This window comes from Bacteroides sp. (assembly GCF_030151085.1).
Classification (GTDB): domain Bacteria; phylum Bacteroidota; class Bacteroidia; order Bacteroidales; family Bacteroidaceae; genus Bacteroides.
The window spans coordinates 13,873-32,694 of the sequence record NZ_JASLER010000008.1; the positions used below are offsets into that span (position 1 = coordinate 13,873).

12 protein-coding genes are annotated in these 18,822 nt (G+C 40.3%); 10 read left to right on the plus strand and 2 right to left on the minus strand.

The genetic code is table 11. From position 1 onward, the window contains the following. Positions 1-3: 3 nt before the first annotated feature. Together Q1W14_RS02190 and Q1W14_RS02195 are read right to left on the minus strand one after the other, a co-directional pair. Entirely contained in the window at positions 4-1,473 is a 1,470-nt protein-coding gene (locus Q1W14_RS02190; protein ID WP_300698866.1) for a hypothetical protein, read from the minus strand. A 488-nt stretch (positions 1,474-1,961) separates the two neighbouring features. Further along, positions 1,962-3,413 carry a hypothetical protein gene (locus Q1W14_RS02195; protein ID WP_300698869.1) on the minus strand — a complete coding sequence of 484 codons (1,452 nt, stop codon included), beginning with the start codon at positions 3,411-3,413 and terminating at the stop codon, positions 1,962-1,964. Positions 3,414-4,216: 803 nt separating this feature from the next. On the opposite strand from Q1W14_RS02195, the gene Q1W14_RS02200 reads away from it, so the two are divergent. From Q1W14_RS02200 to Q1W14_RS02245, 10 genes are all read left to right on the plus strand, one after another. Then, positions 4,217-5,179, plus strand: a complete 963-nt coding sequence (locus Q1W14_RS02200; protein WP_300698872.1) for an ROK family protein — start codon at positions 4,217-4,219, stop codon at positions 5,177-5,179. A gap of 2 nt (positions 5,180-5,181) precedes the next feature. Continuing rightward, entirely contained in the window at positions 5,182-6,327 is a 1,146-nt protein-coding gene (locus tag Q1W14_RS02205) for a sugar MFS transporter (protein ID WP_300698874.1), read from the plus strand. A gap of 27 nt (positions 6,328-6,354) precedes the next feature. Beyond that, on the plus strand, positions 6,355-7,116 hold the full coding sequence (locus Q1W14_RS02210; protein ID WP_300698877.1) for a sugar isomerase domain-containing protein: 762 nt from the start codon (positions 6,355-6,357) through the stop codon (positions 7,114-7,116). A 202-nt stretch (positions 7,117-7,318) separates the two neighbouring features. Then, entirely contained in the window at positions 7,319-9,532 is a 2,214-nt protein-coding gene (locus Q1W14_RS02215; RefSeq protein ID WP_300698880.1) for a S9 family peptidase, read from the plus strand. A 2-nt stretch (positions 9,533-9,534) separates the two neighbouring features. Further along, on the plus strand, positions 9,535-10,407 hold the full coding sequence (gene lipA / locus Q1W14_RS02220) for a lipoyl synthase (RefSeq protein WP_300698883.1): 873 nt from the start codon (positions 9,535-9,537) through the stop codon (positions 10,405-10,407). Positions 10,408-10,460: 53 nt separating this feature from the next. Next, a complete protein-coding gene (locus Q1W14_RS02225) occupies positions 10,461-11,579 on the plus strand; it encodes a hypothetical protein (RefSeq protein ID WP_300698885.1) in 1,119 nt (372 codons plus the stop codon). 164 nt (positions 11,580-11,743) lie between these two features. After that, the gene (locus Q1W14_RS02230) at positions 11,744-12,274 is read left to right on the plus strand and encodes an RNA polymerase sigma-70 factor (protein WP_300698888.1); all 531 of its coding nucleotides are present in this window, start codon (positions 11,744-11,746) and stop codon (positions 12,272-12,274) included. 71 nt (positions 12,275-12,345) lie between these two features. Beyond that, positions 12,346-13,530: a FecR family protein gene (locus Q1W14_RS02235; protein ID WP_300698889.1), complete on the plus strand. Its 1,185-nt coding sequence runs from the start codon at positions 12,346-12,348 to the stop codon at positions 13,528-13,530. 153 nt (positions 13,531-13,683) lie between these two features. After that, positions 13,684-17,007 carry a TonB-dependent receptor gene (locus Q1W14_RS02240; RefSeq protein WP_300698891.1) on the plus strand — a complete coding sequence of 1,108 codons (3,324 nt, stop codon included), beginning with the start codon at positions 13,684-13,686 and terminating at the stop codon, positions 17,005-17,007. Positions 17,008-17,031: 24 nt separating this feature from the next. Continuing rightward, on the plus strand, positions 17,032-18,816 hold the full coding sequence (locus tag Q1W14_RS02245; protein ID WP_300698893.1) for a RagB/SusD family nutrient uptake outer membrane protein: 1,785 nt from the start codon (positions 17,032-17,034) through the stop codon (positions 18,814-18,816). The last annotated feature ends 6 nt before the right edge of the window (positions 18,817-18,822 follow it).

Consider the following 18,822-nt stretch of genomic DNA (forward strand, 5'->3'; position numbering starts at 1 on the left):
AGCTTATTTCTTCTTAAAAATAATTTTCTGGCAATTCCAACCACCGGGAGTGATATCCACACGTAATTCATGTCGTCCCTTTGTGAGAGAGAGAGTGACAGGGTCTGCGGGCGCATAGAAGTCCCAGTTACCGGTACCTACTCCGCCTATTCCGGATTTACCTTCTATTTTCTCACCTCCGTCCAGCGAAAGCCAGAAGGGTTTATTTCCTTCGTTAGAATAGAACATGAATGCGTCATAATCACCATCTTCAAGTACATTGATGGTATACGTACACCACACATCGGGACCATCGTTGTTACCGAGTACGCTGGTATAGAGGTTGCCATCATTGTTACGCTTAATGGCTCCACCACTACCACGGTTTTCGTTATTGATAAAGTCTGCAGCTGTCAACTGTAACGTTCCAGGGATATTGTTGTAAGTCAGATAATCATATCTAGAGATTTCTTTACCGCCGGAAATGATTCCAATTTGCACAGGTACAAGCCAATAACCGTCTGTTTTAGCATCATTATTTACCCAAAGACGTTTATTTTGTTGCATAGGCATCGTCAACATTTCTATTGCCGCCGGTATCTCACTGGTAGTTTCGGCCAATTTAGCTCCATCGTAATAAAGTACATAACCATCGATACCCGTAATAATCGGATCTTTGTGAATCCGGATATATTCGGTAGTCTTACCTGAGATATCATTGCTATTGATAGCTGGATTTAATCCTACAAAGTCGGCTCCATCGTCATATCCGTCAATAGTTACTATAGGTGCATTGGCCAGTGTTTCTTCTGCTGCAGAAGAATTACCGGAATAATCGATGGCGTATACCTTCAATGGTTGAGTGATGTCACCCATGATGGAAGCAGCATGAGTTTCTGCATCTACAGTCATGGACGAAGCCCCCAATTCAATCCTAAATTCCTTCACATCAATATCTGCAGGACTTTTCCATACAGCGAAAGCTGTTTCGTCTCCCATTTTGTAACCGGTCAGATCAATCACTGTACCGGGACTTACATTATCGTGCACCCATGGTTTGGCACTGATGGTAACGCCATAAGCAAGTTGACCATTCTTGTTTTCTGTTTTAACCATAAACGTGTACTTCTCGTAGTTAGTCAAGCCGGTAAAGACAACTTCCGTATCAGTACCTCCTACTACTTGTTCTTGACCAGTGTTCTGGTTAGTCACATGGATTGCTTTCAACGAATCTGTCAAGGCTACATTCCATGTCAATTTGATCTGTCCGTCAGCTCCCTCGACAGCCAACTTGTCTACATCACTGGGCGGAATAAATTCATACTGCCCTGGCACATCTGTTACCGGAAACTTGTATTCGTCACAGGCATAGAGGGCGAAACCAAGACATACCAGCGGCACAACTATCCGGTAGCGGCGCTGTAGCTCTTGAACATACGGAAAACTCCGAACTCGTTCTTTTTCGCTTTTGTTTTCTAAAAGGTGTTTTTTCATAATACACTTTTCATTAATTGTAATTAACAAACTCTTTTTACTATTTTATTATAATAAAAGCAAGAGCAAAATTAAAGTTGAGTTCTTAATAAATCACATAATAATCACATAACAAATCACATAAAATTCACATAAAGCCAATTTAATATTATATTAATTTTATATTAATTTAGGCAATTCTAGTGAATTTAGAATAAATCACCTCAGTAAAAAGCAGCCAATTTATAAAATTACCAAAAAGTGATTTGTTTAAAAGTTTATGATGCCACTGATATGATAGCATTGAATTGTAAAAGTGCGAATATTCAAAGGAATTGCATTAGGAAGCCATTGATAAGTATTCTGTTTCTCGACTCTTTATCCCGAGAAAATGCTTTTGTATTTATCCCCGTATTCCCATATATTGAATGACATAGCTTCAATAAACGGGAATACGGGGATAAAAGAGTCTTTATATATTAGATAATGATAAACTATTCGTTATTTTTTTAGAATATATTTATTTGATCATTCTCTGCAGGCAATTTATAATAAAAGCCTACACTAAAGTTATATAGCGGATATTTCTTTCCATAAATAATACTTCCTTTTCGGTCTTTCGGCTCATAATCAGGGCGAAGTGTTGTCTCAAAACTATCGCGTGGATGCACAAAAGTACCGTTCTGCATCTCATCTAAATCTTCATATTTAAAGAAAGCCTTATACGGATCGCTATCACGCAGATTTCCATGCCCTTGCAATCCATCTTTTCCCTTCGGACGGTCTTCTATAAATGAACGAGTACCGGCATATACTACAATGACATCTCCTACTAAGAGCTGCTCACAGGTCAATACCACATCATCGCCGTCTATCTCTACCTGTTTGATAGTTTGTTTGTTTTCCTGACGATAATCATGTAAATATACCTCAAAGCCATAGTCCCGGATCTTAGGTATCAAATTAACATCAAACACCAATGGATGAACCGGCACATGATACTTGATACGTATTTGGGTGGGAAGTTTTTCTCTCGCAATTGCCGTAGGTTGCAAAGGTTGAAATGCCTTGCCTTGTACTTGAGATTGATAGTACACTTTTCCTAGCATCTCACCAAACCAACGATAACCATTGCTATCAAGATGACCACCCCGGTCGGTCATGGGATAAATGGGACCGGCACAAATAATATCATCGTTTTCGTTAGCCGCTTCCAGTTGAGCCATCGAGATGGCAAGTGTATCACGCATATATTGTGCCCCCGTCTGATAGGTAATAAACACCGGTTTATCAGTCTGATCATACTGTTGCTGTATGTCATTTTGCATATTATTCTTTATATTCACAAGCAGTTTCTTATACTCTCGTTTATCAGTCGTATTGGGTACGTTAGCACGTAATCCCTTTTTCGGATTCGGATCATAGTTGAACTCTCCTTGCATCCAAAAAATTGCAGGACAAATGATCTTCGCATTTGCTTGGGCAGCTATCTTGGCTGCCGATTGCAATGACGTTTCAAACTCTTTATACGCAGTACGCGTTTCCGACTCTTTGGAGAGTTCTTCTACGCTTGCTCCGCTCACCCCTACCGATGTAGCTAGAATGTTGGGCATCTTGGGTTGTTTCAACCGAAGATGGTTGACGGCTCCCAGTAATGGACATTCGGCTATAGTACCTGCTTGCCTACTCTTGAAATGCTTCTCATGAGCAAAAGCCTCGGAAACAGTTCCCACCAAGGGTTCAAATGTAAGTTCTCCTGTGTTTCCATAGTTTATCCACACTTGGTTACCCAACATGTAATTGCCTTTGAGGTGTTCCGTTGAGATAACCGGATAGGCTTGATGTCCCGTCGAAAGACTCTGCCCATTCATTACGAATTGCATAAACACTCGATCTTTGTCTCCCTCAGAAGCAAACAGAGAAGTACAGCAGAATAGGATAAAAAGAAATACTTTCTTCATGATTACATATATTAAGTATATTAAGATTAACGTCATTTGTCCATGCTTCGAGTCAGCAGAATCTCTCTATGCAACATCTTGGTTGCCTCGCTCGTGAGCCAATAGTAATGATTGGAGACATACCATCGATTCATAGTGATTATAATTTAAATAAAAAATTCTATGTATTCGAAACACATTACAAAGAAAAGCTCCTAGCATTAATTTAAACCTTAATATTCCATTAAATTAGGGTTAATGTATTGAATTAATGTGTTTTCCTTTCCAAAGGCCCCAATATCCTTAGCAGCACACTATCATACTTTTTCACCTACCTAAGAAAACATTTTATTGATACAAAGAAAAGTTTTCTTTATCGCAAGAAAAACTATATATCAAAACTTGAAATATAAATTTCAAGCCGTGAAATATAGAATTCAGCTAATGAAATATATGTTTCAAGCCCTGAAATATAGATTGACTAGTAACTAAGAAATGTTTCGGAAGCGTAGCAAGAAAGTTTACTTCAAATAAAAGAAAAGTTTGGTAATCACTCAAAAATAGCTAAGCACATGATTTCTAGCGTAATTTGTTAACGAACACAAACACAACTATTTTATGCTGTACAAAAAAATGTTACCAACATTGATTATAAAGCATTTAATACACCAAGCACACACCTCCGTCTGCCAGTATTAAATATTAATTAGTGATTAGTGACATATATTACACACAAATTACTCCATTTACATACATGCAGATTGAAATAAATCCATAGCTTTGCATACAACCTTAGTAAATCAACCTATTAATACTATACTATCATGGCAACAATTGCACTGGACATCGGTGGCACCAAAATAGCCAGCGCTATTTTTCTTCCTGACGGAAGTATGCTATTCAACCGGAAACGACTATTAAAAGGACGAACCGGGCACGAAGTAGGTAAACTTGCTGCGGATATACTGGACAAACTACTTACGGTAGCCCGCAGAAGCCGCATACAGATCGATGGCGTAGGTATTTGCATCCCCGGAATCGTTTATTCTCAAACTAACCGGGTGTGGGCGCCCAATATCCCCGGATGGGATAACTACCCGTTATATGAAGAACTACGTAGAGTAACCCCGGCGAACATAAATATATACATTGATAGCGACCGTACTTGCTATATGTATGGAGAAATGTGGCAAGGTGCCGCCAAAGATTGCCATAGCGCCATATTTATTGCGGTAGGTACAGGTATAGGTGCCGGCATCATCATTGACGGGCATGTACTCCACGGTGCTAGCGACATTATAGGTGCAACCGGGTGGATGGCTTTGCAACCTCCTTATAAAGAAGAATACGATGCCTGCGGATGCTTTGAATACTACGCATCGGGCAATGGCATCGGCGCCAGAGTGCGGGATGCAGTACGTGCTAATAAAGCATACAAAGGACGTTTACGCCAAAAACCAATCTGCCGTATTTCTGCCTACGACGTATTCAGCGCTTTCAATGAAAAAGATCCGATTGCAGTTTCCGTTTTACAAAAAGCGGTTGAAATGTGGGGTATGGCTGCCGCCAATTTTGTCAGCTTGCTTAATCCGCAAAAGATAATATGGGGCGGAGGGGTATTCGGTCCGGCCAGCATTTTCATAGACGACATCTACAAAGAAGCCGGCAAATGGGCACAACCGCTCAGCATCAAGCAGGTAGAATTTGTACCTTCTCAATTATCCGGAAATGCCGGACTGATAGGAGCAGCGTTTCTTGCCATAAAGAATTATCTTTATAAAGAATAACCATGAACAACTATCGTAAAAACCTTGTCTTCACAGCCGCATGCATCGGAATGTGTTTCTTTGGCATATCCATGATCACACTAGGTTCGGTGCTACCCGCACTGACAACCAAATTGGCTTTGGACAATCTGCAAGCCACTGCATTAGTCACCTTCCTGCCCCTTGGCATGTTGGTAGGTTCACTGGTCTTCGGACCCATTGTCGACCGCTTCGGACATAAAGCCTTATTAGTCCCCAGCTGTATCATTGTGCTATTAGGAATGGAGGGGCTTTCTTTCTTTAGTAGTATTCCGATGCTACAACTCTCCATCATCTGTATCGGTTTTGGAGGAGGCATTCTTAACGGAGAAACAAATGCTTTGGTAGCCGACATTTCGAACGAAGAAGAAAAAGGTTCCCGACTTAGCCTGCTAGGGATGTTCTACGGGTTGGGTGCACTGGGCATCCCTACCTTGCTGGGTGTACTATCCAAACATTACACTTTTGAAACTATTCTGCAAGGTATAGGAGTCATTATGCTAGCCGGCATTTTCTATTGCATTCCGATACGTTTTCCGGCACCTAAGCAAGCACAAGGTTTCCCTGTGAAAAAAGGATTGGGATTGCTGAAAGAAAGTAGCTTGCTGCTACTCAGTTTTATACTCTTCTTCCAGAGCGGCATCGAAGGAGTATGTAACAATTGGTCGACACTCTACTTTGGGCAAACCACAGATATTCCCGCTAATCAAGCATTAGTTGCATTGACCTGTATGGTAGCCGGATTGACAGTAGCGCGCATGTTACTGGTTATACTTTTCAAAAAAATAAAGCAGGAGACAGTACTTCTTTGCAGCCTTATACTTACCGCTATCGGTTTCGGTCTGCTGACTTTTTCTCCGGGATTTATACGAGCCGCCTCAGGCATGGTTCTGATTGGTGCCGGACTAGCCTCAACCTTCCCCGTAATATTGAGCATTCTCGGGAGTCGCTACGCGTCACTTTCGGGAACAGCCTTCGGAGTGGCACTAGTAATAGCCCTCATTGGCCAGACATTACTGAACAGCCTGATGGGAATAGCTTCACAAAACATCGGTATCGAAATATACCCCTATATGATGATTGCATCACTTATTATCATGCTCTTCTTGTTTAAACGTTCACTCAAATAAATTATTCACCTTTAAAAAAAAGACATTATGTTAGCACTTGAATGGTTAAAAAACGCCCATGGTATCATGGAAAAGCTGGAAGCTACCCAGTTGGAAAACATTAAGAAAGCAGCTACAGCTATGGCAGATACAATTGAAGCCGATCGTTGGGTACATACATTTGGTTGTGGCCATGCAACGATCCCGGTTGAAGAGATGTATCCCCGTATTGGCAGTTTTGTAGGTTTCCATCCGCTTTGTGAATTGCCGTTGACGTTCTTCACTCAGATTATCGGTCAAATGGGTATCCACCAGTTTCTTTTTCTGGAAAGAACAGAAGGTTACGGACAAGCCATCATGAAGAACTATGACTTCGATACTAAAGATTGTTTGTGGCTCTTCTCTCACACGGGTATCAATGCCGTAAATATCGACATGGCGCTGGAAGCAAAAAAACGGGGTATGAAAGTCATCGTATACGGTTCGGCAAGCGAAACGGGTGATAAGCCTAGTCGTCATTCCAGTGGAAAGAACCTTTTCCAACTAGCAGACATCGTGGTTGATTCATGCGTACCATTGGTGGATGCATCTGTACCCTTGAAAGATCATTTTGATAAAGTCGGTCCATTATCTACCCTGAGTTTCGTTACTATGGTATGGATGACTATCACTACCGTTGCCGAAATCCTTGCCGATCGTGGCGTACATCTGTACATCCATCCGTCACACAACGTACCGGGTGACACCACCGCCCACGAACGCCTGGATGCTGCTATTGCCGAATATCAAAAGAAAGTAAAGATTCTCTAAACAAAGATATTCCAATCATCATCTAATTCTTAATCATCATCTATGAGTGACGGACTCCCCCTCCCTGCTTTTTCCCCCAAGATAGCAGGGAGGGCTTTTTATAATTACACTTCTTCTCATGGCAATTCTTCTTTTTTCATTCTTCATTCTTCATTTTTTATCGTACCTTTGTACTCCAAGAGAATATTTATAGATGTAAGTTATGAAACAAATAAGTATCACACTTCTTTTTTGCCTTTGCACATTATTCAGTTTTGCCCAAGGTGGCAGAGCACTCGACTTAAAAGAAATAGTATCAGGACAATTCTCCCCTGAAAACATTTATGGAGTCATCCCCATTCCGGGCGATGGAGAACATTATTCACAGATGAATGCGGAAGGTACGCAGATCATTAAATATTCCTTCAAAACAGGCAAACCGGTAGAAGTGTTGTTCGATGCCGCCACTGCACGCGAATGTCCCTTCAAGACTTTCAACAGCTACAGTTTCTCACCGGACGGTAACCAACTACTGATCGCAACAGAAAAAACACCTATTTACCGCCATTCCTATACAGCCGTGCACTATCTTTATAGCCTGAAACGGAACTTGGATGGTAAAATCAATAACGTAGTACAAAAACTTTCGGATGGTGGGCCGCAACAAGTACCTGTTTTTTCACCGGACGGCACTATGGTTGCCTTTGTACGTGATAACAACATCTACCTTGTTAAATTAATATTCGGTAACAGCGAAAGCCAAATAACAGAGGATGGAAAACAGAACGAAGTATTGAACGGCATCCCCGACTGGGTATATGAAGAAGAATTCTCCTACAATAGAGCTTTGGAATTCAGTGCAGATAGCAAAATGCTTGCATTTGTCCGTTTCGACGAGACAGCTGTACCATCTTACACCTTCCCCGTATTTGCCGGAGAAGCACCACACATTGCCGCCTACGAGAAATATCCCGGAGAATACACCTATAAATACCCAAAAACCGGAGAACCCAATTCCAAAGTTTCCGTACATACCTTCGATATTAAATCTAAAGTAACCCGTAAACTGAATGTTCCGGTAGATGCTGACGGATATATTCCACGCATTCGTTTCACCGAAGATCCCAATAAACTGGCTATAATGACATTGAACCGTCATCAAAACCGTTTTGACCTCTACTTTGCCGATCCGCGTAGTACAGTCTGCAAACTGGCATTGCGTGACGAAAGCGATACTTATATTAGAGAAAATGTCTTCGACAACATTATCTTCTACCCTGAGAATTTCAGTTTCGTTAGTGATAAGAGCGGGCACAGCCATTTATACTGGTACAGTATGGGTGGCAATCTACTGAAGCAACTGACCGCAGGCAACTATGAAGTGAAAGACTTCTTGGGTTATGATCCGGAAACCGGTAGCTTCTTTTATACCAGCAATGAGGAAAGCCCCATGCGCAAAGCCGTTTATAAAATAGATAGCAAAGGAAAGAAAGTAAAGCTCTCCAATCAAGTAGGCATCAATAACGCTATGTTCAGCACGGACATGAAGTATTTTATGAACCGTTACACTAATCTTAGTACGCCGATGGTTATCACATTAAATGACAATACAGGCAAAGCATTGTCTACCCTCGTAACCAACGATATACTAAAACAAAAACTTGCAGGCTATAATGTACCTCAAAAGGAGTTCTTCTCATTCCAAACCTCAGACGGCACTACCCTGAACGGCTGGATGATGAAACCTACAGATTTTTCAGCATCCAAAAAATATCCGGTATTAATGTTCCAATACAGCGGTCCCGGCTCACAGCAAGTACTCGACTCTTTCAACATCAGTTGGGAGACTTACATGGCATCACAAGGTTACATTGTAGTATGCGTTGATGGTCGCGGAACCGGAGGACGAGGTTCCGAGTTCGAGAAATGCACTTATCTCAATTTAGGTGTCAAGGAAGCCAAAGATCAGGTAGAGACTGCTCTTTATATGGGACGCCAGCCTTTTGTAGACAAAAACCGTATCGGCATCTGGGGTTGGAGTTTCGGAGGCTATATGACCATTATGAGCATGAGTGAAGGAACTCCTGTATTCAAAGCCGGAGCTGCCGTAGCCGCGGTAACCGATTGGAATTATTATGATACCGTCTATGGTGAACGCTTCATGCGTACGCCCAAAGAAAATGCCGAAGGCTACAAAGCTACATCAGCCTTTACGCGTGCCGACAAATTGCATGGCAACCTCCTACTGGTACATGGAATGGCAGACGACAACGTTCACTTCCAAAATTGTGCGGAATATGCCGAACACTTGGTACAACTTGGCAAGCAATTCGACATGCAGGTTTATACCAACCGTAATCATAGTATTTTCGGAGGCAATACACGCCTGCACCTTTATACTAAGTTGACTAACTTTTTCAATAAAGAACTGAAATAAAAATGGGCGACAGAATACGCAAGCCAGAATGGCTTAAAATAAGTATTGGTGCCAATGAGCGTTATACCGAAACAAAGCGGATTGTTGAATCCCATTGTCTTCATACCATTTGCAGCAGTGGACGCTGCCCGAACATGGGCGAATGCTGGGGAAAAGGTACCGCCACATTCATGATCGGTGGCGATATTTGCACGCGTTGCTGCAAATTCTGTAACACGCAAACAGGCAAACCTTTACCCTTGGACGACAATGAGCCGACTCATGTTGCCGAGTCTATTGCTTTGATGAAACTTTCCCATGCCGTCATCACTTCTGTTGACCGAGACGACTTGCCTGATCTTGGAGCGGCTCATTGGGCACAGACCATTCAAGAGATCAAGCGTTTGAATCCCGAAACTACCGTTGAAGTCCTGATTCCGGATTTTCAAGGAAGAAAAGAACTCATTACTCAAGTAATAGAAGCCCAACCGGAGATAATCTCCCATAATATGGAAACCGTAAGACGTATCACTCCTTTGGTACGCAGTGCCGCCCGATATGACACCAGCCTTGAGGTTTTACGCCAAATAGCGGAAAGTGCTATTACTACCAAGTCCGGCATTATGGTTGGTTTGGGTGAAACCCAAGAAGAAGTAGAAGAATTAATGGACGATCTTCGTTTAGTAGGCTGCCATATCCTAACTATCGGACAGTATCTACAACCTACTCACAGGCACTATCCGGTAGCAGAATATATTACACCAACGCAATTCGCCCTTTACAAGCAAATTGGATTGGAAAAAGGATTTACCCAAGTAGAAAGTGCTCCCTTAGTGCGTTCATCATATCATGCAGAAAAGTCAGTGCAATATCTACAAAAAAAGACTCAAAAGTAGAACATTTTATCTCACAAGTTGTTAATTTAGAAAACGACAAAATAGTGCGGATAATGGGTCATCAAAAAGTTCTATCATCAAAGTTCAATATGTCATTGGGATTTATCCCCGTTATTATATCCATTTTACTGTGCGAGTTCATAACGCAGGACATATCTATCTACATCGGCACTGGTGTGGGTGTTTTACTTTGTCTTTATACATGGCGGTACAAAGGCATGCATGTTCCACAAATCATGCTTTTTTGTACTACTGGAATGCTATTGCTATTATCACTCACCACGGTCTTTATATCGAATTATTGTCCTCGTTTTATGTTTCCATTTACTCTGGAAATCAGTGCAATCATCCCTCCTCTCATCATTTTCCTGAATCGAAAACGTTTTCTCGATTACCACACTGCACAGTCCGGACAAAGTTGCAAACAACTTTTTGTACAAGGGGCTGAAGCTGCTATCGTCTCTGCACGTGTAGTACTTATTATAAGTATTCTGCATTTCCTGATTATTTTACTTGCAGTTCTTATTCAATATCCTTTAGGCGAAATCACACGATTTATTCTATTCAGACTAGCCCCTCCCACAGTTTTTATTCTAAGTATTATATTCAATCAGATTGGAATTCATTACTTCAATGCAGTAATGAAACATACTGTTTTCGTACCGGTAGTCAACAAAAAAGGAGACGTTATTGGAAAAGCAATAGCTGCGGAAGCCATCAATCGTAAAAACGAATATATTAATCCCGTAATCAGAATTGCGGTTGCCGCTCATGGAATGCTTTTTCTTCTACCCCGCCCTCAATGCACCACACTTGAAAAAGGAAAAATCGACCTGTTAATGGAAGGTTATTTGCTGTATGGAGAGAATCTGGAGCAAGGCGCAAGCAGAATATTACGGCAAGTATTACCTAAAGCCCCATTAAGCAATTTGTACTTTAACTTCATGTACCATTTCGAAAATGAAGCCACCAACCGTTTAATTTATCTGTTTACTTTAGATTTAGATGATGATTCAATCTTATGCAATGAAGCATTCAAAGGAGGAAAGTTATGGACTTTCCAGCAGATAGAACATAATTTAAATCGCAACTTCTTTAGCCACTGCTTCGAGTGCGAATACGAGCATTTGAAGTCCATTATCAATACAAGAGAGAAATATAAGGAAATATAGCAGAAACAAGTAAAGAGTAAGTAATAATCAGCTATTCCATAATATTTTACTCTTTACTCTACAAAAAAAGGCAGAAAGCATCCTCCAAATAATATATTTCTCTAACTTTGTATTTTGTGAAATAGCAATAATGCCTTAACAGCACAGAGAACCTAACTTAATTTATGCATCTTCAAAATCATACAACCGAAATGGATGAACGTACTTTTAGACGTTTTATTGAATCCTATTCGAATGATTTGCTTTACTATGTCCGATGCTTTACCCGATCGAAAGAAGAAGCAGAAGAAATAGTGAGTGATGTATTCTTTGAAGTGTGGCAGAACAGAGATCAAATAGAGGAAATACGAAACATAAAAGCATGGCTGCTGACCATCACTCACAATAAAGCAATTTCTTATTTACGAAAAAAAGATAGTTCAAACGTTTCCATTACATGGGACGAAGTAGGCGAATATGCTATACCCTACGAACTACAAACACCTGATGAAGCACTTATCAGCCGGGAAGAAATGTCCCGAATCAACAATATCATAAACAATCTCCCTCCCCGATGCAAGCAAGTCTTCATATTAGGTAAGATAGAAAAGCTACCTTATAAAGAAATTGCAAATCTTTTAGACATCTCCGTCAAGACCATTAACATACATATAGCCAAAGCTTTAGAGTTAATCTCCGAAGGTTTAAAAAAATAATTTAAAAAAAATCATTTTTATATAGGAGATTTTTTTTAATAATGCGTCTATTATTATATACAAGTCAATTAATGAAAGATAATAAAAGAGAAGAAAACATATACGAATCGTTAGCATCATTCCTAGACGATCGTTCTACAACTCCGGACAAAAAGCTTACTCCGTCCGAAGAAGAAGAACTACGGAAACTGATGTTTCTATGGGATGAATGTTATCCTGAAAAAATAGAAACAGAGGATATATGGAAAAAGACGATGCAAAAGATTGAGAACAGCAATTCTACCATTGCTAAACGCACTCATCAACGGTTTATGCCGGTATGGGCATGGGGGGCTGCAGCATCAGTAGTAATTCTGGTAGGGCTTGGCTTCTTCTTCTCTCGAAATAATATAAAAGAAGAAGTAGATGAAGCTTTGAAGATGGAGCAATATATGCTTGCAAATACTTCTGCTGAAAATGTAAAAGAAGTAACACTAGTTGTTTCGGACAAAAAGCAGATAGAAATAGCCAATAATTCGCAAGTAGCTTATACATCTACTGGACAGGTTCGTGTTAATTCCAGCAAACTGGATGAACCGAAAACAGAGGATAAAGTCCAAGGACAAGAAGAAGAGTATAACCAGATAATAGTTCCTAAAGGACGGCGTTCTATGATTGTGCTTGCTGATAATAGCAAGATTTGGATTAACTCAGGTAGTAAAGTGATCTATCCCCGTTCTTTCAAGAATGAGAAGAGGCAAATTTATGTAGAAGGAGAAGTTTATCTGAAGGTTACCCATGACAAAACGAAACCTTTTATCGTAAGTACTTCTGCCTGCGAAGTGGAAGTTTTGGGAACATCGTTCAATGTTTCGGCATATAAAGGAAATTCCCAAGCAGACATCGTGCTAGTTGAAGGCTCTGTAAATGTGAGAGACAACTTAAAACGTCAAATGCGGATGCAGCCTAATGAACGCGTAGAGTTGAATGAAGCAGGCATCGCAAAAAAAGAAAAGGTAAATGCACTTGAATACATCCAATGGGTGGACGGAATATGGACATTAAATGGAAAACCATTAAAAGAAGTTCTCCGCTATTTATCTGAATATTACGGTCAAACGATTCTGTGTGATCCTATTGCTGAAACTGAACCTCTCTATGGAAAGTTGTTCCTCAATGAAGATTTAAACAAGATACTCGAGTCAATCAGGCAAGCATTACCGGAAGAAGTCGCATTAAAAAAGAATATTATTTATTTTGACAATACCATTAAATGAAAAGCATACGTTAACCTTAAAAATGTAAATATATGAAGATATAGAAAAAGTAGAATTATTTTAAAAAGCAGTCGGACAATACTACCAATATTGCCCGACCAAGAGTGATTTCAGTTCAAATCTAATTTTAGTAACAAAAATCAATACGAAAGTATGAAAAAGAACATGACTTCTTATCAGACTAAGGGGTATTTTATATCTCTTTATCTATTAATTAGTGTTTTTTTATTAACGGAGGGTACCTTGTTCCCCCTTCATGCCGCAGAAAGTCGCGCAACCACCAATGAACAAGCAGTGAAAAACACACAAACGGTGAAAGAAATATTCAGCTACATTGAGCAGAATAGTAATTTCGTCATCCTGTATTCTAAAGGACTTTTGTCTGAATTAGAGAAAAAAGTTTCAATCAGTACCGGCGGTAAGAAAGCTGAAGAAATTCTTAAAGAGCTTTCTAATGTAACTAATCTTGGGTACAAAATCAACGATCGTCAAGTGATGATAGTCAAGAAAGCTCCTGCTCCTGAAGCTAAGCAGCAAAGTGCTGACATCAAAGTAACAGGACAAGTATTCGATGAGTTAGGAGAAACAATTCCGGGAGCTAATGTTACTGTTAAAGGCAATAGCGGAATTGGTGTGGTTACCGATATGGATGGTAACTTCACAATTAGCATTCCCAAAGGTTCGACTTTGTTAGTATCATTCATTGGGTATACTACCTATGAACATGCTGCAAAGGATGGGGAGAAGCTGATAGTAAAGCTAGTTCCTGATTCTAAGACATTGGACGAAGTAGTTGTAGTAGGTTACGGTATGCAACGCAAAAGTGCAATTACCGGTTCTATTGCATCAGTCAAATCAGACAAGTTGAAAGATGTTACTACTCCTAGTGTAGCCAACATGCTTCAAGGTAAAGTAGCCGGTGTATCGGTATCACCTCTTTCCGGACAGCCTGGTTCTGGTTCAAGTATCCGCATTCGAGGTACTGGCTCTATCATGGGAAATCAAAACCCATTGTGGGTAATAGACGGTGTGGTGGGTAATGCTATTGCCGAACTAAATCCAAATGACATCGAATCAATTTCTATCCTGAAAGATGGTTCAGCAGCAGCCCTTTATGGTTCTCGTGGAGCTAATGGTGTTATTCAAGTAACAACTAAACGCGGAACTTCTGGAGCTTCTTCTATTGATGCCTCTGTTAAGTTTGGAGTATCTACTTTGCAAAAAGGCAACCTTGAAATGATGAATGGTGCCGAATATTATGATTACCTGGTAGAGGCATACACAAATAAAGGGAAAGCTTTACCAAGCTATCTTCAACCTTATCTTAGAGATATGAACACTGACTGGTGGGATATTGCCACTCAAAATGCACTTACGCAGAATTACAATATTGCTTACAAATATGGTAACGATAAAGTAAGATCCTATATTTCTGCTGACTATTACAATGAAGAAGGTGCTATCAAAGGATTCGATTACGACCGCTTTACGTTAAGAGTAAACACAGACTATATTGTAAACAAAAGGTTAACTTTAAAAGCCAAGTTATCTACCAGTTACAAAGAAACAGAAAATAAAGAACATTCATTAAGCTATTACAGCTATTCACCCTGGGATACTCCCTACACCTCTAAAGGCAAGATGAAGACAGGCAAGGAAGCCCCTCCTACTTCATCTGATGAAATATTGACAGCTGATCCGCGTGATTATTGGTACTCCGATGGCAATTACAATTATTTATCTGAAGTCGGTATGAACTGGACTAAAAACCGTACCAATGCTATGGATATTGGATTAGGATTCGATTATAAAATATTTGATTTTCTAACCTTCGAATCAAATAATAAATTCGGATTCAACAACAGCTATACAGATGAATACATAGACCCGGAAAGTACGTCCGGAGCATCTTTGCATGGTTCTTTCAAAGATGGTTATGTCAATAGTCGCTCCATATATACGAGCCAGATGTTACGCTTTTTGAAAACATTCAATGAGGTACATGAATTCAACGCTTTCATGGGTTATGATTATGATGAGTATCGCTATTACGATGCAAGTGGAAAAGCTAATAATATCTATCCAGGTGCAGAAATTCTGAATGCAGGTGCTGGAACTCCTGAAATCAAAGGTACCAGATGGGAAGAAAAAAATGCGGCATATTTTCTCAATGTCAATTATGCTTACGATAGCAAATACCTCTTCCAAATAATGTATCGTGTAGACGGTTCTTCCCGTTTCGGTAGCAATAAGCGTTGGGCACCTTTCTGGTCTATCGGTGGTGGATGGAATATGCACAAAGAAGAATTCATGAAAGGGCTTAGCTTCATCAATGAGTTAAAACCGCGTATTTCTTACGGTATCACCGGTAACTTACCGCAAAGCGCTTACGAATGGACTACCAAATTTGGTATCACCAACGAATATGCCAGCCAGATAGCTTTCATGTCCAACTATTCAGGAAATCCTAATTTGTCGTGGGAGGAAACTGCTACACTAGACTATGGTCTGGACATCCGATTGTTCGATAGAGTAGGCATCACTTTCGATGGTTACTCCAAAAAGGTTAAAAACCTGATTTACCTCAGACATTTATCTGCCGTTACCGGATTCAACCGCCAAACAGCAAATGATGGTAAACTCAAAAATACAGGATTTGAATTCACAGTCACACCTGAAATCATCAGAAACAAAGACCTATATTGGGATGTAAGTTTCAACCTAGGCTATAACAAGAATGAGGTGACTCACCTGCCGGATGGAGATGACCTAGTAACGCAAGCTACAGCAGTAGGGTATCCTCTACTCAACTGGTACATGAAAGAATGGGCAGGTGTTGATGCTATGACCGGAACTCCATTGTGGTTTAAAGTGGATGAGAACGGGCAAAAAACTGCTACTGGCAACTGGAATGACGCTACAGAGGTTTTATTGGATGCATCAGCTTCTCCAAAATTCACAGGTGGTATCAGTACAAACCTTAGCTGGAAAGGCTTCTCGCTCAATGCAAATTTTATATTCAGCACTGGAGCTAAGATTTACAACGGTATGCGTGCAGGTTCATTAGACCGTGATGCATCCCGTCCTACACAGCCACCTATGAGACTGGCTAAAGGATGGAGTAGATGGGAAAAACCGGGTGATATAGCTACACACCCTCAACTGATAGAAGGTGGAAATAACGATGCTAGTCAGCAATCGACCCGATATTTGGAAAATGGTGATTTCTTTAAACTGAAATCTCTGTCCGTTTCCTACAGTTTACCTGATAGATGGATTAAAACAGTAGGACTGAAAGCTGCACGTATCAGCGTAGGTGGCGAGAACTTATTTACTATCACTAAATACTCAGGTGATGACCCTGAAATCTTGTTATCAACAAGATTCAAAGGAGGCACTTCAGTGACCGATGGCAGTAAAACACAGCTTTACCCAACTGTCAGACGCTTCACGTTGGGAGTAAATCTGAATTTCTAAGTATAACTTAAAAAAGATAGATATATGAAATTAAAATATACGTTAAGTACTTTGGGGTTAACACTTGCATTAGCAGGATGCAGCCTGGACGTAAAGATGTACGATGGAGTAAGTGCAGAAGACATTAGCAACCGTAACATCTTCGAAGTGGCACAAGGAAGTTATCGTCTGTTGAAAAATGATAATGGAATTATTCAGAGCGGTGTCTTCTTTTGGAATTATGGTGCTGATGACCTATCCTGGGGTGGAACTTCAACAGATAATAAGTTCAAAATGTACGATTATACCCGAAGCGCTTCAAGCACTGTAACAGAATATGCATGGGAACTTGCCTACCGCACGATAGGAAATTGTAATCTTACGATTGAAATGGTAGAGGCTCTCGGCAACGAACGTACTGACAAACATACGGTTACTATGGGTGAAAACTATTATTTACGTGCATTATGCTATTTCTTGTTAGTCAACGAGTTTGCCCAACCATATTCTAACAATCCAACGCAAAACCCAGGATTGCCCTTAAAACTGAACAGTGACCCTGATGATCTTCCCCAAAGTCGTTCTACGGTAGCCGAAATATATGACCAAGTAGTGAACGACTTAAAGAATGCCATCACCTATATGACCCTTCCTGATGGAATGTCGCCCAAAGCAAACATTTATGCTACCAAAGAAGCAGCAGAAGCACTGTTGGCAAGAGTATATCTTTACATGGGAAACTATGATGAAGCATACAAAATGGCAGATGCCGTTATCAAATCAGGAAGATTCGAACTGGAAAAAGGCAATCGTTATACCACTTATTCACAAATGGTACCCGAAGAAAATAAAGAAACTATTTTTGCAGTACGCCGCACCAAGCTTAAAGATGAGGCTAGTGATGGTCTCATAGGGCAATTGTACATTAAAATAGATGAAGATGGTTGGGAAGAAGTTTATGCATCATCCAGATATTTGGAGCTTTTAGAGTTGTACCACAATGATAAAGGCATGCCAAAAGACTTACGTAGCAAATTTATCGCCAAGCGTTATGTAGAAGATGGAGTAGAAGACTTTTCCATTTCAGGATATCCAAACAAGGAGTATAAAGACTGGACATTTGTCTATGGATACAAAAAAGGTATTGACTATCTATACAAGCAATTATCTGTAGAACAACAAGAAAACAATAGTTATCGTTTGAGTACTGCGGATGCAGCTAATTATCAGAGTGCTATAATTCAGTCAGAACCTTACAATTTAGGAACTCGCTATTATGTAGTGGGCACCGATGGCACTAAATATTATGGACGTATTGAACCAAAGGTTTTTGATGCTTATACAAAACATAAGAAGAATGAAAACTTCTTAGTTTATCCTATCAACAAGTGTTCTTATCAAGAGCAAATTACGCACTTGTGGTCACCGATTATTTCACGTTTGGCAGAAATGTACCTCATACGTGCTGAGGTGAATGCTGAACGTGGTGAAACACAATTAGCATTGAACGACGTAAATGAACTTCGCAGAAGAGCTGATATTCCGGAATGGACGCTTGAAAATATGAAAAAAGCAGAAAATGGCCAACCTAAAGACATTAAGAAGCTTGTTGAAGAAGAGCGTATGCTGGAACTGGCATGGGAAGGTCATCGTCGCTTCGATATATTCCGTAAGCGTCAGACACTAGATAGAAGATACCCGGGCGGACACACTATGATGAGTGCCGGTGATAAGTTCTTGTTGGTTCCTTATGATTCTCCGGCAGTATGCGAATTTATTCCAAAGGCTCAACTTGATGCCTATCCTTATGACTTGGAACAAAATCCTTGATTTATA